The sequence below is a fragment of the Amycolatopsis magusensis genome, from assembly GCF_017875555.1.
Taxonomy (GTDB): domain Bacteria; phylum Actinomycetota; class Actinomycetes; order Mycobacteriales; family Pseudonocardiaceae; genus Amycolatopsis; species Amycolatopsis magusensis.
Genome location: NZ_JAGGMS010000001.1, coordinates 3,859,908 through 3,880,784, shown reverse-complemented (window position 1 = coordinate 3,880,784; position 20,877 = coordinate 3,859,908). Strand labels below are relative to the sequence as shown.

Annotated in this window: 23 protein-coding genes; 9 read left to right on the top strand and 14 right to left on the bottom strand. The window is 70.6% G+C overall.

Features of this window, described 5'->3' with window-relative positions; translation table 11 throughout:
• Positions 1 to 104 precede the first annotated feature (104 nt).
• Positions 105 to 626: a YqaA family protein gene (locus JOM49_RS17290; protein WP_209665305.1), complete on the top strand. Its 522-nt coding sequence runs from the start codon at positions 105 to 107 to the stop codon at positions 624 to 626.
• Here the strand turns inward: JOM49_RS17290 and JOM49_RS17285 are convergent.
• The 11 genes from JOM49_RS17285 to JOM49_RS17235 form a co-directional block, all read right to left on the bottom strand.
• Entirely contained in the window at positions 623 to 1,078 is a 456-nt protein-coding gene (locus JOM49_RS17285; RefSeq protein WP_209665304.1) for a tetratricopeptide repeat protein, read from the bottom strand. The two genes, JOM49_RS17290 and JOM49_RS17285, sit on opposite strands and share 4 nt — an antisense overlap.
• Positions 1,079 to 1,081: 3 nt before the next feature.
• Entirely contained in the window at positions 1,082 to 1,828 is a 747-nt protein-coding gene (gene dapB / locus JOM49_RS17280; protein WP_209665303.1) for a 4-hydroxy-tetrahydrodipicolinate reductase, read from the bottom strand.
• Positions 1,825 to 3,198, bottom strand: coding sequence for a M16 family metallopeptidase (locus JOM49_RS17275; RefSeq protein WP_209665302.1), 1,374 nt, complete (start codon positions 3,196 to 3,198; stop codon positions 1,825 to 1,827). The genes dapB and JOM49_RS17275 overlap by 4 nt, the downstream gene beginning before the upstream one ends.
• Positions 3,199 to 3,282: 84 nt before the next feature.
• Entirely contained in the window at positions 3,283 to 5,532 is a 2,250-nt protein-coding gene (locus JOM49_RS17270; RefSeq protein WP_209665301.1) for a polyribonucleotide nucleotidyltransferase, read from the bottom strand.
• Positions 5,533 to 5,822: 290 nt separating this feature from the next.
• Positions 5,823 to 6,092 carry a 30S ribosomal protein S15 gene (gene rpsO / locus JOM49_RS17265; protein ID WP_209665300.1) on the bottom strand — a complete coding sequence of 90 codons (270 nt, stop codon included), beginning with the start codon at positions 6,090 to 6,092 and terminating at the stop codon, positions 5,823 to 5,825.
• A gap of 118 nt (positions 6,093 to 6,210) precedes the next feature.
• On the bottom strand, positions 6,211 to 6,711 hold the full coding sequence (thpR, locus tag JOM49_RS17260; RefSeq protein WP_209665299.1) for an RNA 2',3'-cyclic phosphodiesterase: 501 nt from the start codon (positions 6,709 to 6,711) through the stop codon (positions 6,211 to 6,213).
• 1 nt (position 6,712) lies between these two features.
• Positions 6,713 to 7,192, bottom strand: coding sequence for a helix-turn-helix transcriptional regulator (locus JOM49_RS17255; RefSeq protein ID WP_209665298.1), 480 nt, complete (start codon positions 7,190 to 7,192; stop codon positions 6,713 to 6,715).
• An 87-nt stretch (positions 7,193 to 7,279) separates the two neighbouring features.
• The gene (locus JOM49_RS17250; RefSeq protein WP_209665297.1) at positions 7,280 to 8,254 is read right to left on the bottom strand and encodes a bifunctional riboflavin kinase/FAD synthetase; all 975 of its coding nucleotides are present in this window, start codon (positions 8,252 to 8,254) and stop codon (positions 7,280 to 7,282) included.
• A gap of 10 nt (positions 8,255 to 8,264) precedes the next feature.
• On the bottom strand, positions 8,265 to 9,179 hold the full coding sequence (truB, locus tag JOM49_RS17245; protein ID WP_209665296.1) for a tRNA pseudouridine(55) synthase TruB: 915 nt from the start codon (positions 9,177 to 9,179) through the stop codon (positions 8,265 to 8,267).
• 22 nt (positions 9,180 to 9,201) lie between these two features.
• Positions 9,202 to 10,524, bottom strand: coding sequence for an MFS transporter (locus JOM49_RS17240; protein WP_245369356.1), 1,323 nt, complete (start codon positions 10,522 to 10,524; stop codon positions 9,202 to 9,204).
• Between the two features lie 126 nt (positions 10,525 to 10,650).
• Positions 10,651 to 11,970, bottom strand: coding sequence for an MATE family efflux transporter (locus JOM49_RS17235; protein ID WP_209665295.1), 1,320 nt, complete (start codon positions 11,968 to 11,970; stop codon positions 10,651 to 10,653).
• A gap of 142 nt (positions 11,971 to 12,112) precedes the next feature.
• On the opposite strand from JOM49_RS17235, the gene JOM49_RS17230 reads away from it, so the two are divergent.
• The 5 genes from JOM49_RS17230 to JOM49_RS17210 all read left to right on the top strand — a co-directional run bounded on the left by JOM49_RS17230 (position 12,113) and on the right by JOM49_RS17210 (position 16,451).
• Positions 12,113 to 12,325, top strand: a complete 213-nt coding sequence (locus JOM49_RS17230; RefSeq protein WP_308158772.1) for a DUF397 domain-containing protein — start codon at positions 12,113 to 12,115, stop codon at positions 12,323 to 12,325.
• 272 nt (positions 12,326 to 12,597) lie between these two features.
• Entirely contained in the window at positions 12,598 to 13,416 is an 819-nt protein-coding gene (locus tag JOM49_RS17225) for a helix-turn-helix domain-containing protein (RefSeq protein WP_209665293.1), read from the top strand.
• A 237-nt stretch (positions 13,417 to 13,653) separates the two neighbouring features.
• Positions 13,654 to 14,334 (top strand): hypothetical protein, encoded by a 681-nt coding sequence (locus JOM49_RS17220; RefSeq protein WP_209665292.1) that lies wholly within the window; start codon positions 13,654 to 13,656, stop codon positions 14,332 to 14,334.
• 81 nt (positions 14,335 to 14,415) lie between these two features.
• Positions 14,416 to 14,997 carry an ArsR/SmtB family transcription factor gene (locus JOM49_RS17215; RefSeq protein ID WP_209665291.1) on the top strand — a complete coding sequence of 194 codons (582 nt, stop codon included), beginning with the start codon at positions 14,416 to 14,418 and terminating at the stop codon, positions 14,995 to 14,997.
• A 98-nt stretch (positions 14,998 to 15,095) separates the two neighbouring features.
• On the top strand, positions 15,096 to 16,451 hold the full coding sequence (locus tag JOM49_RS17210) for an alpha/beta hydrolase family protein (RefSeq protein WP_209665290.1): 1,356 nt from the start codon (positions 15,096 to 15,098) through the stop codon (positions 16,449 to 16,451).
• Between the two features lie 82 nt (positions 16,452 to 16,533).
• Here JOM49_RS17210 and JOM49_RS17205 read toward each other — a convergent pair whose 3' ends face one another.
• Positions 16,534 to 17,535, bottom strand: coding sequence for a DHH family phosphoesterase (locus JOM49_RS17205; protein ID WP_209665289.1), 1,002 nt, complete (start codon positions 17,533 to 17,535; stop codon positions 16,534 to 16,536).
• A gap of 23 nt (positions 17,536 to 17,558) precedes the next feature.
• Between JOM49_RS17205 and JOM49_RS17200 the strand changes: the two genes are divergently transcribed.
• Positions 17,559 to 18,584, top strand: coding sequence for a TRM11 family SAM-dependent methyltransferase (locus tag JOM49_RS17200; RefSeq protein ID WP_209665288.1), 1,026 nt, complete (start codon positions 17,559 to 17,561; stop codon positions 18,582 to 18,584).
• Here JOM49_RS17200 and JOM49_RS17195 read toward each other — a convergent pair.
• Entirely contained in the window at positions 18,581 to 19,090 is a 510-nt protein-coding gene (locus JOM49_RS17195; RefSeq protein WP_209665287.1) for a MarR family winged helix-turn-helix transcriptional regulator, read from the bottom strand. The two genes, JOM49_RS17200 and JOM49_RS17195, sit on opposite strands and share 4 nt — an antisense overlap.
• A gap of 64 nt (positions 19,091 to 19,154) precedes the next feature.
• Between JOM49_RS17195 and JOM49_RS17190 the strand changes: the two genes are divergently transcribed.
• Both JOM49_RS17190 and JOM49_RS17185 read left to right on the top strand, forming a co-directional pair.
• The gene (locus JOM49_RS17190; protein ID WP_209665286.1) at positions 19,155 to 19,667 is read left to right on the top strand and encodes a cupin domain-containing protein; all 513 of its coding nucleotides are present in this window, start codon (positions 19,155 to 19,157) and stop codon (positions 19,665 to 19,667) included.
• A gap of 11 nt (positions 19,668 to 19,678) precedes the next feature.
• The gene (locus JOM49_RS17185; RefSeq protein WP_209665285.1) at positions 19,679 to 20,029 is read left to right on the top strand and encodes a DUF1801 domain-containing protein; all 351 of its coding nucleotides are present in this window, start codon (positions 19,679 to 19,681) and stop codon (positions 20,027 to 20,029) included.
• Here JOM49_RS17185 and JOM49_RS17180 read toward each other — a convergent pair.
• Positions 20,019 to 20,873, bottom strand: coding sequence for an alpha/beta hydrolase (locus JOM49_RS17180; RefSeq protein WP_245369355.1), 855 nt, complete (start codon positions 20,871 to 20,873; stop codon positions 20,019 to 20,021). The genes JOM49_RS17185 and JOM49_RS17180 overlap by 11 nt on opposite strands.
• Positions 20,874 to 20,877 lie beyond the last annotated feature (4 nt).

Sequence of the window (20,877 nt, the reverse complement as noted above, 5' to 3'; positions counted from 1 at the left end):
TACGACGATCAGGTGATCTTCGGGGAACCTGAACCCTGGTGCCAGCCCCAGTGCGTCCACCGAGAGCACTGCTACGTTGGATCGGGGATCCCACTGGAGGTTTGATGATCGGCTGGCTCTGCGTGACGCTCGGCGTCGCGTTCGGCTCGGCCATCGTGCCGCTGATCAGCGTCGAGGTCTTCGTCATCGGCCTGGCCAGCAGCGAGCCCGGCGTGCACTGGCTGGCCATCGGCGCGGCGGTGGCGGTCGGCCAGATCGCCGGCAAGCTCCTCTACTACCTGGCCGCCAAGGGCTCGATCAAGCTGCCGAAGTTCCTGCACGACCGGCTGCACCGCGAACGCCCGATGACCCCGCGCCGCGCCCGCTGGGAGCTGCGCACCAAACGCGTGCGCGCCTGGCTGGAGGCCCTGCGTGAACGCTGCCACCGCCACCCCGCGTGGATGACCGGCACCTACGGCGTCAGCGCGGTGGTCGGCCTGCCGCCGTTCATGGCCACCACGGTGCTGGCCGGGCTGGTGCGGATGCCGATGTCGTTGTTCCTCGGCGCCGGGCTGGCCGGCCGGTTCGCCCGGTTCAGCCTGCTGGCCGCCTCACCCGCGATGTTCGCGGGCTGGCTGCACCTCTAGGCCTCGGACCTGTCGGCGGCTTCCAGCTCGACCGCCTTGCGCATGGTCTCGCGTGCCCGCCGCCGGTCACCGGCCATGTCGTAGGCGTGCGCCAGCCGGTACCAGTGCCGCCAGTTCTCCGGATCGGCGTCCAGCTCGGCCCGCCGCTCGTCGAACCACGCGTCGGCGGCGTCGCGGTCCACCCGGCCGGACGGGCGGCGCGGCAGGTCGGAGACGTCCGGCAGCCCGCCTTCGCGGTCGAGCCGCCGTGCGAGCTGCTGGACGCGGACCCCGGACCGCCAGGTGGTCACGACGATCCACACGCCGAGCACCGGCAGCAGGGACACCCCGATACCGAAGATCACCGGCACCGTCTCGCCGGTCCGGAACAACGCGATCGCGCGCCCGGCGAGCAGTACCACGTAGAGCACCAGCGCCGCGGTCAGCAGCAGCGCGAAGTTGCGGGCCTTCACCGGCTACAGCTCCAGCACGTTCTCCAGGCCGACGGTCAGCCCGGGCCGTTTGGTGATCGATCGCACACCGAGCAGCACGCCCGGCATGAACGAGGAGCGGTCCATCGAGTCGTGGCGGATGGTGAGGGTCTCCCCCTCGGCGCCGAACATGATCTCCTCGTGCGCGACCAGTCCGGGCAGGCGCACCGAGTGCACGCGCACGTCGCCGACCAGCGCGCCGCGCGCGCCGTCCAGCTCGGTGGTGGTGGCGTCGGGGCCCGGCTCGAGACCGGCGTCCGCGCGAGCCTTCGCGATCAGGCGCGCGGTGTGCCCCGCGGTGCCCGAAGGCGCGTCGGCCTTGCGGTTGTGGTGCAGCTCGATGACCTCGGCCGAGGCGTAGAACCGCGCGGCCTGCTCGGCGAACCGCATCGCCAGCACCGCGCCGAGGGCGAAGTTCGGCGCGATCAGCACACCCAGTTCCGGCTTGGTCGACAGCCAGCCGGACAGCGTGGCCAGCCGCTCCTCGGTCATCCCGGTGGTGCCGACGACCGCGTGCACGCCGTGCTCCACGGCGAACTCCAGGTTGCCCATCACCGAGTCCGGGTGGGTGAAGTCGATCAGCACGTCGGCGCCGTTGTCCACCACGTCGAGCAGCCGGTCACCGGCGTCGATCGCGGCGACCAGCTCGAGGTCGGCCGCGCCCTCGACGGCGCCGACCGCCTGCGCGCCCATGCGCCCGCGCGCGCCCAGTACCGCCACCCGGATGCTCATGATGCGATCACCTCGTGCAGATCGTCGGGAAGGTCGTCGGCGTGAGCGTACGGCCCGACCACCGCGGCCGCGGACACCCCCACCGCCCGGCCCGGCGCCCTGAGCAGGGCTTTCGCCAGCGCGGCGGTGTCTTCGGCGGTGACCGCGTCGATCCGGTCGATGGTTTCGGTCACACCGAGGTACTCGCTGTAGTTCAGCTCACCCTTGCCGATGCGCGACATGCGCGAGGCCGAGTCCTCCAGGCCGAGCACCATCGCACCGCGCAGCTGGCCCTTGGCCCTGGCCACCTCGGCTTCGGTGAGCCCGTCACGGGCGACGTCGGCGAGCACCTCGCGGATCACCCCGGTCACCTCGCCCAGCTTCTCCGGCTGGCACCCGGCGTAGACGGCCAGGTGCCCGGTGTCGGCGTAGCTCGCCACCGACGAGTACACCTGGTACGCCAGCCCGCGGCGTTCCCGGATCTCCTGGAACAGCCGCGAACTCATGCCGCCGCCGAGCGCGGCGTTGAGCACGGACAGGGTGAAGCGGCGCTCGTCGTGCCGGGTGAGCGCGCGCAGGCCGAGCATCACGTGGGCCTGCTCGGTGTCGTCGGTGTGCAGCGCCAGTTTCGAGGCCGCGGACAGCCGCGCCCGCCCCCGGCGCGGCGGCACCGGAGTGTCCGAACCGGACAGACGGTCGCGCAGAGCCTTGCGCACCAGGCGGAGCACCTGGGTGTGGTCGACGTTGCCGGCCACCGCCAGCACCATCCGCGGGAGCGTGTAGCGGCGCTTGTAGAACCCGCGCAGCGCGCTGGGCGACATCCCGGCGATCGACGCCTCGGTGCCCAGCACCGGCCGTCCGAGCGGGTGGTCACCGAGGATCGCGCCGACGAAGGTCTCGTGCAGCAGGTCCTCGGCGTCGTCGTCGCGCATGGCGATCTCTTCGAGCACCACGCTGCGTTCGGTGTCCACGTCGGCATCCGTGCAGAGCGCCTCGAAGACCACGTCGGTCACCAGGTCCACGGCCAGCGGCAGGTCCTCGTCGAGCACCTGCGCGTAGTAGCAGGTGTGCTCCTTGGCGGTGAACGCGTTGAACTCCCCGCCGACCGCGTCGATCTCCTCGGCGATCTGCTTGGCGTCGCGGTTCGCGGTGCCCTTGAACAGCAGGTGCTCCAGGTAGTGCGCGGCCCCGGCGACCGTCAGCGGCTCGTCCCGCGAACCGACGCCGACCCACAGCCCGACCGTGGCCGAGCGGGAAGCCGGCACGTGCTCGGTGATCACCCGGAGCCCGCCGGCCAGCACCGTGCGCTTGACCACCGCGCCGTCGGGCGTCGAGTCGAGCAGCCGGGTCGTCCCGGCGGGCTGGGCGTAACCAGGAGTCTTGGACGCCATGGGTTCTTTCTTCCTCCGAATGCTATGAGTGGGGCATTACTTGCAATGAACGCAAGTAATGCCCCACTCATAGCGTTTGAACTACTACTGGGTGGCGTCGGCCGTTTCGGCCGGGGCGTCGGTGGCGGCCGGCGCGGCCGCCTCCTCTTCCTGCACCAGCACCAGGCTGATCTTGCCGCGGTTGTCGATGTCCGCGATCTCCACGCGCAGCTTGTCGCCGACGTTGACCACGTCCTCGACCTTGCCGATGCGCTTGCCGTTGCCCAGCTTGGAGATGTGCACCAGGCCGTCCTTGCCCGGCAGCAGCGAGACGAAGGCGCCGAAGGCGGCGGTCTTCACCACGGTGCCGAGGAAGCGCTCCCCGACCTTGGGCAGCTGCGGGTTGGCGATGGCGTTGATCTTGTCGATCGCCGCTTCCGCCGACGGGCCGTCGGCCGCGCCCACGTAGATCGTGCCGTCGTCCTCGATGGAGATGTCGGCGCCGGTCTCCTCGGTGATCGAGTTGATCATCTTGCCCTTCGGGCCGATGACCTCGCCGATCTTGTCGACCGGGATCTTCACGCTGGTCACGCGCGGGGCGTACGGGCTCATCTCGTCGGGGCCGTCGATCGCCTCGGCGATCACCTCGAGGATGGTCAGCCGCGCGTCCTTGGCCTGGTTCAGCGCACCGGCCAGCACCTCGGACGGGATGCCGTCGAGCTTGGTGTCCAGCTGCAGCGCGGTGACGATCTCCTTGGTGCCCGCGACCTTGAAGTCCATGTCACCGAAGGCGTCCTCGGCACCGAGGATGTCGGTCAGCGCGACGTAGCGGGTCTCGCCGTCGACCTCGTCGGAGACCAGGCCCATGGCGATGCCCGCGACCGGCGCCTTCAGCGGCACACCGGCGTTGAGCAGGCCCATGGTCGAGGCGCAGACCGAGCCCATCGAGGTGGAGCCGTTGGAGCCCAGCGCCTCGGAGACCTGGCGGATCGCGTAGGGGAACTCGTCCCGCTTCGGCAGCACCGGCACCAGCGCGCGCTCGGCGAGCGCGCCGTGGCCGATCTCGCGCCGCTTCGGCGAACCGACGCGGCCGGTCTCGCCGGTGGAGAACGGCGGGAAGTTGTAGTGGTGCAGGTACCGCTTGTGGGTCTCCGGCGACAGCGAGTCGATCTGCTGCTCCATGCGGAGCATGTTCAGCGTGGTGACACCCAGGATCTGGGTCTCGCCGCGCTCGAACAGCGCCGAGCCGTGCGCCCGCGGGATCACCGAGACCTCGGCGCCCAGCGACCGGATGTCGGTCAGGCCGCGGCCGTCGATGCGGACCTTGTCACGCAGGATGCGCTGGCGGATCAGCTGCTTGGTCAGCGACCGGAACGCGGCGCCGATCTCCTTCTCGCGGCCCTCGAAGGCCTCGCCCTCGCCGATACCGACCTTGGCCAGCACGGCGGCCTTGACCTCGTCGGTGGCGTTGTCGCGGTCCTGCTTGCCGGCGATGGCCAGCGCCTTGGTCAGGTCCTCGGTGGCCGCCGCGGCGACCGCCTCGTAGGCGTCGGTCTCGTAGGCCAGGAACACCGGGAAGTCGGCGACCGGCTTGGCGGCCACCTTGGCCAGCTCCTGCTGAGCCTCGCAGAGCACGCGGATGAACGGCTTCGCGGCTTCCAGGCCCTCGGCCACGACCTGCTCGTTCGGCGCCTTGGCACCGGCGGCGACCAGCTCGAGGGTGTTCTCGGTGGCCTCGGCCTCGACCATCATGATCGCCACGTCATCGCCGACGATGCGCCCGGCGACCACCATGTTGAAGGTGGCCTTTTCCAGCTGCTTCCAGGTCGGGAAGGCGACCCACTGGTCCTCGACCAGCGCCACGCGGACGCCGCCGATCGGGCCCGAGAACGGCAGGCCGGAGATCTGCGTCGACGCCGAGGCGGCGTTGATCGCCAGCACGTCGTACGGGTCCTCGGGGTTGAGGCTCTGCACGGTGATGACGATCTGGATCTCGTTGCGCAGGCCGTCGGTGAACGACGGGCGCAGCGGCCGGTCGATCAGGCGGCAGGTCAGGATGGCGTCGGTGGAGGGACGGCCCTCGCGGCGGAAGAAGGCGCCCGGGATGCGGCCCGCGGCGTACATCCGCTCCTCGACGTCCACGGTCAGCGGGAAGAAGTCGAAGTGCTCCTTCGGGTGCTTCGACGCCGTGGTCGCCGACAGCAGCATGGTTTCGTCGTCCAGGTACGCGACGACGGAACCGGCGGCCTGGCGGGCCAGGCGGCCGGTCTCGAAGCGGACCGTGCGGGTGCCGAAGCGGCCGTTGTCGATCACGGCTTCGGTCTCGTGCACGGCGGTGCCGCTCACGTCGGTCATGTAATTGTTCTCCTCGTTCGTCTCGGGCTGGGCGATCTCCCACCCTGGGACCCCATCCGGGGGACGCTCGAGGAACGAGGCCGGTCTTCGATCGAAGTCCCCGGGATCGATGCCCGGGAACCACTACCGAGGACCGGCGGACATGCCCTCGCGCGCGTCGCTTGCGCCCTTGTGTTGTCTATCAGAAACACGCCGTCACCGGCCGGATACGGTCCGGTCCGGTCCAGTCGTGTCCCTCCTGTTGTGGCGAGGGGGAGTGACCGAGCCGGTCACTCCCCCTCGTCAGCTCGCTATCGGCGGAGGCCGAGTCGCTGGATCAGCGACCGGTACCGCTCGATGTCCACCTTCGCCACGTAGTTGAGCAACCGGCGGCGGCGCCCGACCAGCAGGAGCAGGCCGCGGCGGGAGTGGTGGTCGTGCTTGTGCTGCTTCAGGTGTTCGGTGAGGCCGACGATCCGCTTGGTCAGCAGGGCCACCTGGGCCTCGGGGGATCCGGTGTCCGAGTCGTGCACGCCGTACTCGGAAAGGATCGACTTCTTTTCTTCGGTGGACAGCGCCACGCTGTGTTCTCCTTGGATCAGTGCCGTGCGGCCCGGACGAACCATCACGCCGGGTGAGCCGGTCTCGGCCGCCACGGACTGCAGCCGGACCCAACTGTCAAGGCTACCAGCCGGGCCGTCAGCCGCCCGAACCGCCGTCCAGCGCGAACCGCGCCACCTGCGAATACGCCCCGGCCGTGCTCTTCATCAGCACCACCTCGGCCGCCGTCCACGCGGGACTGGTGTACCCGGCCAGGTGATCGACGAGCGCCCGCGCCTCGGCGGACCGCTCGGCGGGGAACCGCGCGAGGGTCAGGTGCGGGCGGTACGGCCGCTCGTCGAGGTCGGCTCCCGCCGCCTTCGCCAGGTCGGCGAGGTCCTCGCTTTCCACGCCCAGCCACAGCACCTTCGGGAACGTGTCCGCAGCGGACAGTCGCAGGTGGACCGGAGGCCGTCCGGCGAGCCGGTCGCGCAGCCAATCCACGCGCTCGCTGATCGAGTCCTCACCGAAGAAGCCGAGCGTGATGTGCCAATTGGACACCGGTGACCAGCGGAAACCGTCGATCCACCGGCCGTGCAGCGCGGCCTCCGCCGAGCGGAGCACCACCGGTGGCGGCACCAGCGCGGAGAAGATCAGCAACTCAGGCGCCCTTCGACGCCTTGCGCAGCAGGTCCGCGATGGCCGGGAAGTCCTCGTCGAGCCGGTCGGCGGCCTCGGCCAGTTCGGCGTCCTCGGCGACCTCCCGCAGCGCGAACAGCACCGTGCTGTCCTCGGGCACCGCACCGACCGGGAAGCTGTCGCGGCCGACCGTCGGGCGCGAGTCCCGCACGTCCTCCAGCGCGGCCCGCATCGCGGCCGGGTTGCCCGCGGCCACGTCCGGGCTGAGGATCTTGCGCTCCAGCATGATCATCCTGGCCAGCACCACCGGGTTGCCGATCTTCGCCCGCCGCCCGCTCATCACCTGGCTCAGCATCGGCGCGCTGATCCCGAGCACCTCGGCCAGGAACGCCTGCGAGATGTCGAAGGCCACCACCAGCCTGCGGACCCGATCCCCCAACGGCTCCCCGTACCACTCGCGCTGCAGCGCGATGTTGCGCTGGACGATCTTGTGATCCTCCACGTCAGCCCTTCTCCCCTGTCCAACCTCGCCCGGTGGTGCGCACATCATCGCAGGCCCGGACGCCCCCACGGTCCGGAAAAGCCGAGATTACCCGGCGAGCACCTCTCTGGTGCGGACCACGTCCGCCTCCATCTGCCGGATGAGCGGCTCCAGCGAGTCGTAGCGGATCTGGTCGCGGAGCTTGAGCACGAAGTCGAGTGCCACGTCGTGCCCGTAGAAGTCCTCCTCCACGTCGAGCACGTACGCCTCGACCGTGCGCTCGCGCCCGGAGAACGTCGGGTTCGTGCCCACCGAGACCGCGGCGCGCAGGCGTTTGCCCGGCTCGGTCGAGCGGGTGAACCAGCAGCTGTAGACCCCGTCGGCCGGGATCGCCGCGAAGCGCGGGGTGGACAGGTTGGCCGTCGGGAACCCGAGGTCCTTGCCGCGGCCGGCGCCCCGGACCACGATCCCCTCGACCCGGTGCGGGCGGCCCAGCGCTTCGGCCGCGGCCTGCACGTCACCCGCGTCGATGCACGAGCGGACGTAGGTGGAGGAGAAGGTGATCTCGCTCTCCGGCGTGCTCCCTGGGTCCTCGACCGGGCCGAGCGCCTGCCCCTGGAGTTCGGCGCCCTGGGCGGCGAAGCCGAAGCGGCGGCCGAGGGTGCGCAGCAGCGCGACGTCACCGGCGGCCTTGTTGCCGAAGGTGAAGTTCTCGCCGACGATCACCGCGGCCACGTGCAACTGGTCGACCAGCACCTCGTGCACGAACTCGTGCGCGGTCAGCCGCGAGAGCTCCGGGGTGAACGGCAGCACGCAGAACACGTCCACGCCGAGTTCCTCGACCAGCTCCGCCTTGCGCCGCAGCGTGGTCAGCTGCGCGGGGTGGCTGCCGGGCCGGATCACCTCCGACGGGTGCGGGTCGAAGGTGAGCACCACGCTCGGGAGGTCGCGCGACCGCGCCGCCTCCACCGTTCTCCTGATCAGGGCCTGGTGTCCACGGTGTACTCCGTCGAACACCCCGATGGTGATGACACACCGGCCCCAGCTGCCAGGAAGATCCGCCAAACCACGCCAACGCTGCACGGCCCCAACCCTATGCGGGGAGCAGGACAACCACCGCGCGGGCCACGGATCCCTCGTCCGCGGCGAGCGCGAGCGCGTGCCCGTCCGGGTCGAACACCCCGTAGGTGCCGCCGAGCCCGACGGCCGGGATGCGCTGGCCGTGCCGCAGCGCCCGCGCGGTGGCACCGTCGACGTCCCGGCGCGGGAACGCGGTGGCGACCGCCTTGTCCAGGTCGAACGACAACTCCGGACGGTCCTCGAGCACTTCGAGCGAGCGCGCGGCGGCGAGGGTGAACGGGCCGACCGTGGTGCGGCGCAACGCGGCGAGGTGCCCGCCGACGCCGAGCGCGGCGCCGAGATCCCTGGCCAGTGCGCGGACGTAGGTGCCGGAAGAACATTCGACCACCACGTCGAGTTCGATGCGCCCCGGCGAGCGCCGGGTGGCCAGCAGGTCGAACCGGTAGACGGTCACCGGGCGGGCGGCCAGTTCGACCTCCTCCCCCGCGCGCACCCGCGCGTAGGCCCGCTTGCCGTCCACTTTGACCGCGCTGACCGCACTGGGCCGCTGCTGGATTTCCCCGGTGAGCACGGCGATCCCGGCCGCGATGGCGTCGTCGGTGACGGCCTCGACCGCGGCGGGTTCGGCGGCGGTGAGCTCCTCGCCCTCCGCGTCGTCGGTGGTCGTCGACGCGCCGAGCGCGATGGTGGCCAGGTAGGTCTTGCGGTCGAGCGCGAGGTGCCCGAGCAGTTTGGTGGCGCGTTCGATGCCGAGCACCAGCACCCCGGTGGCCATCGGGTCCAGGGTGCCGGCGTGGCCGACCTTGCGGGTGCCCATGATCCGGCGGGCACGGGCGACCACGTCGTGCGACGTCATGCCCGCGGGCTTGTCGACGATCAGGAGACCTGGGGGCGGGGCTGGGCGGCGCGGCTGTTGCTGGCGAGACACGCGCGAAACCCTATTTTGGGCGCTACGCGGCGGCTGCGGCGGGCTGCCTCTCCGGCGCGTCCCAGCGGCGACGCCGCACCTGCACCGGGACCTGCTCACCACGGGCCTGCGCGGCGAACAGTTCCGCCCGCGCCCGGCGCCACCAGACCAGTGTGCGGAAACTGCCCACCAGCAGCACCGCCACGATGGACAGCAGCGCGATCCGGAAGTTGCCGCCGGTCAGTTCCAGCAGCACGCCGACGCTGAGCGCGGCGATCGTGGTGGCGACGAACCCGCCGACGTTGACCACGCCGGTCGCGGTGCCGACGCGGCTGAGCGGGTTGTAGTCGCGGGCCAGCGCGAACCCGATCATCGAGGCGGGCCCGCCGAGGGCGAAGAAGGCGAACGCCGGCGCCAGCACCGGTGCCGGGACCGAGCCCGGCCACGCCAGCAGCACCGCCCAGATCAGCACCGCCCCGGCGAGGAAGCCGACCACCAGCGGCATCCGGACCGCCGGGCGCCGCCCGATCAGGTTGCCCACCACCGGGCCGCCGAACATCGAGGTGAACACGAACACGGTCAGCATGGCGCTCGCGCCCGCCTGGCTCATGCCCTGGTCGACCAGGAACGGCACGCCCCACAGCATCGACAGCACGTTGGCGCCGAACATGGTGGCGAAGTGGACCCAGAAACCGAGGCGGGTGCCGGGGGTGCGCCAGGCTTCGAGCACACGCCCGGCGAGCACGCGGCGGCCGGGTGGCGCGACGGTGACCGGCGGGGTGACCGGGTTGTCCCTGATCCGCCAGATGGCGACGACCGCGTAGACCACGGTGACCAGCCCGGCGCCGAGGAAGGTGGGCGTCCAGCCGGGGCCGGCGAGCAGGAAGGTCAGCGGCACGGTGGCGGCCAGGTTGCCGAGGTAGCCGATGGCCGTGGTGAACGAGGTGACCACGGAGTACTGCCTGCCGGGGAAGTGCGCGGCGATCAGCCGGAGCACGCTGACGAAGGTGAGCGCGTCGCCGAAGCCGAGGACCGCGCGGGCGAGCAGGCCCAGCGGGTAGGAGGTGGCCACGGCGAGCAGGACCTGGCCAAGGCCGAGGAACAGCAGGGCGAAGCTGAGCACCTTGCGCGGGCCGAAGCGGTCGACCAGCACGCCGGTGGGGATCTGCATGGCGGCGTAGACGCCGACCTGGAGCACGGTGAACGTGCCGAGCGCGGCCGCGCCCACGCCGAAGCGCTCGGCGGCCTCCAGCCCGGCGACGCCGAACGAGGTGCGGTGGAACACGGCGAGCAGGTAGACCGCGGCGGCGGTCAGCCAGATGAACCACGACCGGCGGGTGGCACGTCCGGTGGTGGGGGCAGGCAAGGGTCCTCCTGGGCGGTCGGCGAGTACGGGGCACGAGGACGCCGCCGCTGCCGCCCCATTCGTTGTATCGCCTAAGCAACGCCGAAACATACCCGTTACCGAGGTGGCCTTCGCCACACGCGGTTTTCACGCCACGCGCACGGCCCCGACCACGGCCCAGTTGCCCGAGCGCCAGCGCACCAGCACGGTGACGAGCCGGAACACCATGAACAACGAGAGCCCGGTCCAGATGCCGGCCAGTCCCCAGCCGAACGCCAGCGACAGCCAGATCAGCGGCAGGAACCCGGCCGCCGCGCTGAGCAGCGTGGCCGTGCGCAGGAACGCGGCGTCACCGGCACCGAGCAGCACGCCGTCGAGCGCGAACACCACCCCCGCGATCGGTTGCAGCGCCACGAAGAACCACCACGCGTTCGGGATCTCCGCGAGCACCCCGGCGTCCGAAGTGAACACCCTGGGCAGCACCTGCGACACCGCGGCGAACACCACGCACAACGCGCACCCGAAGACCAGGCCGTACCGGGTGATCTGCGTGGCGATCCCCCGCGCCTCCCGTTGTCGTCCCGCACCGAGCGCCGCGCCGACCAGGGACTGCGCCGCGATCGCCACCGAGTCCAGCACCAGCGCCAGGAAGGTCCACAGTTGCAAGACGACCTGGTGCGCGCCGACCGCCTCGGTCGAGGTGCGCGCGGCGACCGCGGCCGCGGAGACGAAGCACACCTGGAACGCGAAACTGCGCAGCACCAGGTCCCGGCCCAGCACGAGCTGCGCCCGCATCACGCCGAACTCCGGCTTCAGCGGGACGCGCTCCTTGATCAACGCGCGGATGAACAACGCCGCCGAGATGACCTGCGCCACCACGTTCGCCACGGCCGAGCCTTCGAGCCCCCACCCCGCGCCGTAGACCAGCACCGGGCACAGCACCGCGGAGATCCCGTTGCCCGCGAGCACGTACCAGAGCGGGCGCTTGGCCTCCTGCACGCCGCGCATCCAGCCGTTGCCCGCCATGGTGATCAGGATCAGCGGCGCGCCGAACAACGCGATCCGCAGCCACGCCACCGCCTCACCGGCGATCTCGGCGTCCCCGGCCAGCCCGCGCGCGACCGGCGCGGCGAGCAGCTGACCGGCCAGCACCAGCAGCAGCCCGACCCCGATGGCCACCCAGGTCGCCTGCACGCCTTCACGCACCGCCTCCTCGCGACGGCCCGCGCCGTGCAGCCGGGCGGTGCGCGAGGTGGTCCCGTAGGACAGGAAGGTCAGCTGGGTGGACACCTGCGACAGGAGCACACCACCGAGCGCGAGCCCGGCCAGCGGCAGGGCCCCGAGATGGCCCACCACGGCGGTGTCGACCAGGACGTAGAGCGGTTCGGCGGCCAGCACGCCCAGTGCGGGGAGGGCCAGTCCGAGCACCCGTTTGGCGGATACCCGAGCAGTGACGGAATCAGGCACTTGCTGAGCCTAACTATCCGTACCGACAATCCCCCGGTCGCTCGCCCGGACCTAGCTCTGTCGGCGGTAGTAAACGCTCAGTTACCACCCATAAGCTGAAATGTGGTCGGGTCCCGTCATGCGCAACCCCAGGGGAGGACACGTGGGCAACCCACGCGTGGTCGAAGTCGATTCGTCCGGCCTTCGCTGGATCAAGAGCTCCGCCAGTGGCTCCGACCCCGACAAGTGCGTCGAAATCGCCTTCGATGACCAGGTGGTGCTGGTCCGGGATTCCAAGGATCGCGGCGGCCCCCGCCTGAACTTCTCCGATGCGGGATGGGTCGCCTTTTTGACCAGCGTCCGGAAGGGCTCTTGATCTCTTCCTCGAGCGTCACCGGATGAGGTGAACGCGGCGTTTCACCGCACCCCCGCTCGTCCTCACCTGGGTGGACTAGGCCAAAATGGCCGCGCCAGCTGGCCGACCGCGTTCCATCAAATCGACATCCATCTTTCTGCGCTCGGCCCTTCGCTGGCAGGCAGTGTGACTGATACCATCTGCTATGTGGCAGGTGGCCAACCGACCACCAGGAGGACGGATACATGACGAGGGCGGATTCCCCCGTAGGCCAGCTCAGAAAGCTGCGAACTGTGCTGCGGCAGGAACGCGACAGCAAGGGGTATACCCAGCGCGACGTCGCGGATGCTCTCGACTGGTCACCGTCGAAGCTCATCCGGATCGAAAAGGGCACGGTCGGCATTTCGGTCACCGACCTCAAAGCCCTGCTGCTGCACTACGACATCACCGAACGCGAGCGGGTGGACCAACTCGTCGACATGGTGAAGGCGGGCAAGAAGCCCGCTTGGTGGCACCAGTACCGCGATGTCTACCCCCAGCAGTTCATCAACTTCATCGGCCTGGAGTCTTCGGCCATCCGGATCAGGCAGTTCCAGGGACTGATCGTGCCCGGCACCCTGCAAACACCCGAGTACGCCGCCGCGATCATGCGCGCCTACGGGTCGCAGGAGTCCCGGATCGAGCGCGGCGTCGAGGTCCGGATGCGACGCCGGGAAGAACTGCTCCGTTCCGGCGGGCCCGAGCTGTCCTACATCATCGACGAGTCGGCGCTGCTGCGGCAGGTCGGCGACAGCGAAGTGATGGTGGGCCAGGTGCGGCAGCTGATGGAGCTGTCCGCGTACAAGCAGATGCACATCCAGGTGATGCCCTTCAGCGCCGGGCCCAGTTCCGCGATGGTCGGCTCGTTCATCGTGCTCGAACTGTCCGAGGAGCAGGACGACTACGCGATGATGCTGGAAACGCCGGACGGGGCCGTGCTCGTCGACGAGCCGAACGAGCAGACCGCACGGTACTCGAAGTTCTTCACCGAACTACGTGACAAGGCGCTCTCCGAGGACGACACGCAGGTGTTCCTCGACGAGCTGCTCGGACGACTGGGAGAAGACGGATGAGCTGAGAAGAGGGGGCGGCTCCTGCTGGCACAGGGGCCGCCCCGGCGGAGAAGGACCACCACCCACGGCCAGCAGGCAGGAGTCGCACCGCGGTCTCTCACGGTACCGCCGTCGCCGTGCTCCCGGCCAGTCAAGTAATTCCGGTGTCGTAAGGGGATGGGCGTCGGGGGCGTCCGGAAGGAGACCGATCTTCATGCTGGGAATCGGCGAAAGCGCACCTGCACCAGGCAGGACGCGGTGAACACCCTGGACCCGGGGCCGCCGGTGACCCGGGTCATCTTCGCCGTCGACATCGAGGGGTCGACCAAGCAGAACAACACGAGGAAGGCCGGCCTGCGGGCGGCCATGTACGACATGGTCGAGCAGAGCCTGCGGCAGGCGGGCATCGCCGAGGACCACCACGAACCCTGGATCGACCGGGGCGACAGCGTGCTGGTGCTGGTCCGCCCGGTGGACGAGGTCCCGCGCCCGGTCTTCCTCTCCGCGGTGGTGCCGGTGCTCGAGGACCTGCTGCGGGCCCACGCCGCCGACCACGCCGACCAGCTCCTGCGGATGCGGGCCGTGCTGCACGCGGGCGAGGTGCACTTCGACCGCAACGGCTGCTTCGGCGAAGCACTGGACATCGCCTTCCGCCTGCTCGACGCCCCGGTGCTGAAGGAGTTGTTCCGCGGCACGGCGAACCCGCTGCTCCTGGCCGTGTCCGACGTCATCTACCAGGGCGTGGTCCGGCAGGGCTACGACGGCATCGACGCCGAGTCCTTCACTTCGGCGCTCGAGGTCGAGGTCGGCGGCCAGCTGCACCGCGGCTGGGTGCGGGCCAAGGAACAGGGCGGCAGCGGGGACGGCACGGTGATCGACGTCAACCGCCGCCGCCTGTCCAGGGTGGGCGCGCTGGCCCGGCGGATGCAGTCGGCCTGACCCCGGGGTCGTCCCTGAGTTGTCCCGGAGATCGGACTGGATCGAGTGCACAGGAAACTGTGCACAGTTACCTTTGCACTCATGTCCAGTCCGCCCGAACCGGAGCAGGTCGACGACCCGGCCAAGCTCAAGGCCCTGACCCACCCGCGACGGCTGCGGATACTGAACGAACTCCGCCACGGCCCGGCCACCGCCACCCGGCTCGCCAGGGCGCTGGGTGAGAACAGCGGCGCCACCAGCTACCACCTGCGCCGGCTCGCCGAGCACGGCTACGTCGAGGAGACCGAGGGGCCCGCGCGCGGACGGGAGCGCTGGTGGCGGCTCCGCCCGCACGACCTGCGCTTCCCGCCGCGCAGCGAGCAGAGCCCCGCCCTGCGGGCCCAGGTCGACGAATTCGGCCGCCAGAAGTTCCAGGCGGACCTGGACCTCTTCGCGCGGTTCCAGCAGCAGCGCGAATCGATGGGCGACTGGGGTGACGCGCTGCCGTTCAGCCGCGGCACCCTCCACCTCACGCGCGACGAAGTCGGCCGCTTCTTCGAGGACTACCTCGCCCTCCTGCGCCGGTACTGGCGCTCCGCCGAGGAAATCCCGCCGGAAGCCAGGGCACTGGCGGTGCGCTTCGTCGCCTTCCCGATCCCGGAAACGGAGGAACCCGTGGAGTAGCCACCGATAAACCCCTGCCGTGGGCGGCCACCCGCGGCAACGGGATCTCCCTTCACCGAAATCGATGTGCACGAACCTCAGGGAAGGACCGCGGCCTCATGCTGCGCACCAGACGAACGGCGATCCTGCTCGCCGTATCCGGCTTCTTGTTCTCACTGATCTCCATTACCGCCCAAGCGGCCCCGGCCGCTCAGAACGAGCAGATCTCGTTCCCCAGCGGCGGCAAAACCCTCCACGGCTCGATCGTCGGCCCGCCACCCGATGGCATCCGGCGCCCGGGGATCGTCCTCGTCCACGGTTCCGGCCGGGTGACCAGGGAAAAGGTCCGCAAGGAGGCGGAGGCTTTCGCCGCGCAGGGTTTGGTCGCACTCATCTACGACAAGGACCTGACCGCGTACTCCACGGTCAGCCGGGATTTTTCCGGCCTGGCCGACGACGCGGCGGCGGCAGTGGCCTACCTGCGCACCCGCCCGGAAGCCGACCCGGCCCGCACCGGGTTGTGGGGGCTGAGCGAAGGCGGGTGGGTGGCGCCGCTGGCGGCCACGCGCAGTGATGCCGCCTTCCTGGTGGTGGTCGGTGCGAACGGGGTCACTCCCGTGCGCGCCCAGTCGTGGAGCTACCGCCAGTGGTTGCGGCACCAGGGCGTGACCTCCGACCCGGTGTTGCGCATGGTCTCGGTCAGCGGGACCCGGATCGCGAGTGAAGCGGGCATGTTCCCCGAGGCCGACTACGACCCGGTGCCCTCACTGGAAAAGCTGCGCATGCCGGTGCTCGGCATCTGGGGTGGCAAGGACAAGCAGAGCCCGCCGGGGGAAGCGGCCGTGATCTACGCCCGCGCGCTGGCCTCGAACCCCAGCTACACCATGCGCGTCTTCCCCGAAGCGCACCATTCGCTGATCCGGACCACGAGCGGGTTCGACCGGCTCGACGCCCTCGAACCCGGTTACCCCGAGCTGGTCGGCTCCTGGGTGCACGGCCTGGCCGCGGGCGCACCGCCGTCCACTTCGGACGCACCGCCCGCGCAGGACGGCCCGGCCTCGGCGCTGACCCCGCTCGCGTGGTGGGAATCGCTGTGGGTGCAGGCGGTCGCGTTGCTCGCGCTGATCGTGTTGTTCGCCGCGTACCCGCTGACCGCCCTCGTGCGACGCCGCCGTGAAGGGCTCGTGCCCGCTCGCTGGGCTTCGGCGACCGGACTGCTGACGGTCACCGGCCTCCTCGGCTTCCTGGCGGTGGTCGTGATGAGCAACGGGCAGGACGTCGGCCCGGTGGTGCTGGGCAGGCCGCTGCTCTGGCTGCTCACCCAGCTGCTCGCGGTCGGCGCGCTGGTCTCGGCGGTGTTCACCGCGGTGGCCTGGCGCCGGTCGGAGGCGGGCAAGATTCGGCTCGGCATGCTGCTCGGCGGCGCGGTCCTGCTGGTCCCGTGGGGTCTCTACTGGGGCTTGCTGCTGCCGTAAACCCCGGCCTGGGCCGCCGAGCGGCCACTCGGCGGCCCAGGAAAGCGGAGTATTCGATGTGCACGAACCTCCGCCGCACATCCTAAAGCAGGGGGGCGGTTTCGAGCGCGGTGCGCAACTGCTCGAGCACCTGGTCGGCGCTGCCGGTCAGGGTGCAGCCCGCCGCCAGCTTGTGCCCGCCACCACCGAGGGAGACCGCCACCGCGGAGACGTCCAGCCTGCCCGCCGAGCGCAGCGACACCGTCCACTCCGAACTCGAACCGGGCACCTCCTTGAGCACGATCGCCACCCCGGCCTCCCCGACCGTGCGCACCACGTCGATCACGCCTTCGACCTCTTCGTACCGCACGGTCGCCGCGAGATCGGCGGTGACCGCGGTGTGCACCAGGCCGAGGCCCTGCGCGGCGTCCGGCTCGAACCGCGCGGCCGAGAGCGCCGTGCCGAGCATGGCCAGCGCCGCGAACGGCCGCTCGTCGACCACTTCCCTGGTCAGCACGGCCGGGTCCACCCCGGCTTCGAGCAGCCGGACCGCCATCCGGTGGGTGCCCGGCTTGGCCAGGCGGAACATCGCGGTGTCGGTGACCAGCCCGGCGTACAGGCAGCTCGCGGTCACCGCGTCCAGCTCCTCCCCCAGCGCGTCGAGCACCTGGAGCACCAGCACCACGGTGGCCTCGGCCTGGGCGTCGATCACGTTGAGCGTGCCGAAGCCGGGGTTGGAGGCGTGGTGGTCGATCACCAGCACCTCGCCGCCCGCCTCGCGGGTGGCCGCCACCCGGCCCGCCAGCGCACCCAGCCGGCCCGCGCTGGCCGCGTCCACGGTGACCAGCAGCGGCTCGGCCGCGGGCAGCCGGTCCTCGGGCACGTACAGGCCGTCCGGGTCGAGCGAGCGCAGGCTGTCCGGCAACGCGGACCCGCCGGAGTAGGACACGCGCACGGTGGCACCGCGGCGGTGCAGCACCCGGCCGAGGGCCAGCGCGCTGCCGAGCGTGTCGGCGTCGGGGCGGACATGGGACAGGATGGTCACGTCGGCGGCATCCCGGAGCAGGGCCGCGGCGCGATCGACGTCGAGCTGCGAGGTGGTCACCCCCGCAAGCTACGCTGTCGCGGATGTCCCAGTACGCGATCCTGGTGTATCCCTCGGCCAACCGGGTCTACACCGACTCCTCCCCGAAGCTGCTCCGCGCCGAGCTGGCCGTGTTCGGCGCGGCCGCGCTGTCCGCCGGGATCAGCGAGATCTCCGAGGCCGAGATCGGTGGCGTCGGCTACGTCACCTTCACCACCGAAGCTCCGCTGGGCGAGGCGGATCTGGCCTGCCTGTCGAACCTTTCGGCGCTGTACGCCTTGTTCGAGGTGACCGGTGACCTGCTGCGCCCGCTGGCGGTGCGGCGCGCGGACCGGTTCGACTCGGACCTGCTGACCATCCAGAAGTACCCCGGCAAGACCAACGAGCTGTTCACCAAGCTCCTGCTCAACGTCACCCTGCTCACCGCGGGCCGCGGGTTCACCGAGCCGCTGGAGCTGCTGGACCCGTTGTGCGGCCGGGGAACCACGCTGAACCAGGCGATGATGTACGGCTTCCACGGCACCGGGTTCGACGTGGACGGCAAGGACTTCGACGCCTACGAGCTGTTCGTCAAGACCTGGCTGCGGAACAAGCGGATCAAACACACCGCCGACTCGGGTGCGTTGCGGCGCAACAAGGTCCGGCTGGGGCGGCGGCTGGAGATCGAGTACGGGCTGACCAAGGAGCAGTACAAGGCGGGCGACACCCGGCGGCTGACCGTCTACAACTGCGACACGCTCACCACCGACGAGCTGCTGCGCGCGAACTCCGTGGACCTCATCGTCACCGACGCGCCCTACGGCGTCCAGCACGGCAGCCACCGCGAGGCCACGCTTTCCCGCAGCCCCAGCGATCTGCTCGCCGCCGCCGTTCCGGTGTGGACCCGCGTGCTGCGGCCCGGCGGCGCGCTCGGCATCTCCTGGAACACCTACGTGACCAAGCGCGAGGAACTGGCCGCGATCCTGACCCGCGCAGGCCTCGAAGTGCTCGACGACGGCCCGTTCGGGGAGTTCGAGCACCGGGTGGACCAGTCGATCGTGCGCGACCTGATCGTCGCGCGGAAACCCTAACTTTCCAGGGCCCGCAGCAGGACCCGCAGCAGTTCGTCGAGTCCGCCGAGTTGTTCCTCGCTCAGCGCCGACAGCAGCTGGGTGATGTTGGCCGTGTGCGCCGTCATCGCGTCGTCCACGGTGGCATAACCCTTGTCGGTGAGCCGGACGCGGAAGCTGCGCCGGTCCGCCGGGTCGAGGGTGCGCTCGACGAGCCCGGCCGCCTCCAGCCGGTCCAGCCGGTTGGTCATGCCTGCCCGGGTGAGCATCAGCGTCTCGGAGAGTTGTGACGGCCTCAGCGTGTACGGATCGCCGGAGCGGCGGAGCGAGGCGAGGACGTCGAACTCGCCCTTCTGCAGCCCGAACCGGGTGAAGACCGCTTCCTGCGCCGGGGCGAGCAGGAGCCCCGCCCGCCCGAGGCGGCCGACGACGGCGATCGCGTCGAGGTCCAGGTCCGGTCGTTCCCGCTGCCAGGCCTCGATCACGGCATCGACGGCGTCGGGCTGCACTGCCTTCGTTTCACTCACAGACCCAGTCTATCCGGCGGTTGATAGTTTGACACCTTACTATCATTCGTGTGATTATCAGCTCATGAGCACAGCACAGCGCACCGAGCAGCGGGTCCAGCCGCTGGTGGTGCGGCGGACCGAGGCGGAAGTCCTGGGAACGGGACCCGACACGATCTCCCTGCTCGCCGACGTGCCGGCGACCGGGGGTTTCCTGAGTGCCACCCGCACGACACTGGGCGAAGGCCAGGACGGGGCCACGCCGCACTACCACCGCGTATCGGCGGAGACGTTCTTCGTCCTCGGCGGTGTCCTGCAGGTACTCCTCGGCGAGGAGATCGTCACGGCACGGGAAGGGGACCTGCTGTTCGTGCCGCCACGCACCGTCCACGCCTTCGGCGCGGCGCCGGGCTCCGGGGCGGACCTGCTGATCGCGTTCACCCCCGGCGTCGAGCGGTTCGGGTACTTCCGGCTCCTCGGCCGGATCCGCGACGGCGACGCCGATCCCGGGGAGATCTTCGAGGCCCAAGAACGCTACGACAACCACTTCGTCGACAGCACCGTCTGGCGGAACGCCCGCCGCTCAGCCAACTCGTGAAGGAGAACGCCGTGCACAACGAAGTCACCGACTACCTCGCCAAGACGCTTCCCTGGCAGGCGGAGATCTGCGGCAAGCTGCGGGAGCTGGTCCACGCGACCATCCCCGGCGCCGAGGAACGACTGGAGTACGGCAAGCCGCACTTCCTCAAGAACGGCAAGCACGCCGCCGTGCTCCACGTGGGACGCGGCAAGGTGTCGTTCATGGTGTTCGGGGCCGGGGAAATCGAGCCGGTGAAGGGTGTCCTGAGAGCACTGGGCAACGGCGACCGCAAGGCGGCCGACTTCACCGAGGGCCAGGACGTCGACTACGACCTGCTCGCCGGCGTCCTCACCAGGACCAGCAGCAAGCTCATTGCTTGAGGTGGTCGCCGAGGAAGCGGAGCACGTCGGGCAGGGTTTTCTTCCAGTACTTGTCCGTGTGCCCACCTGGCGCGAGCCGCGAAACCTGGGGCCGGGCCGCCTGGATGTAGCGCCGGGCGGCGCCGGCGAACGGGTCCTGCGTGCCGCACCAGACGCCGATCGGGACCGGCGCGGTGTCGTCGGCGTGCAGCAGCGGCTCGTGCGACTCCCACTGCGCGCGGTCACGGAACACCTTGCGCGAGCGCGCGTCACCCCAGCCGACGAACAGCGCCGGGCTGATCGCGGCGGTGGCCCGCAGGTCGCGGTGGTCACGGGTGTAGCGCAGCGCGCCGAAGGCACCCATCGAGATGCCCATGGCCGCCGACGGCACGCCGCCGGTGCGCAGGCCGAGACCACGGCGGCTGAGCCAGCCGGGGACTTCCTCGGTCAGCATCCGCTGCGGATCGTCGGCCGGGTCGACGGCGACCCAGTAGTTCGAGCCGTCCACGGCGGCCACGGTGAACGGCGGCATCCCCGCCCGCACCGCCTCGGTCAGCATCGACGGCAGCCCGAGGTCCACGAAGGTCCGGGCGCTGGAACCACGGCCGTGCAACGCGAGGCAGACCGGCAGGTCCGCGGCGGGCACACCCTCCGGGGTGATCAGCACCAGGTCCAGTTCGGACCCGCGCGCCGCGGACCACACGCGTTCGACGGTGACCGGATCGGCCGGTGTCGGTGGCGCGGGCACCACGGGCGGGATCGACTCCGCCACGGGCTCAGCCGGTCCGGACGGCGAGCAGGCCGCCGCCGCGAGGGCGCCGCCGCCCAGCAGCAGCGCCCGTCGCGAGAAGCCCTTGCCGGACAAGGAA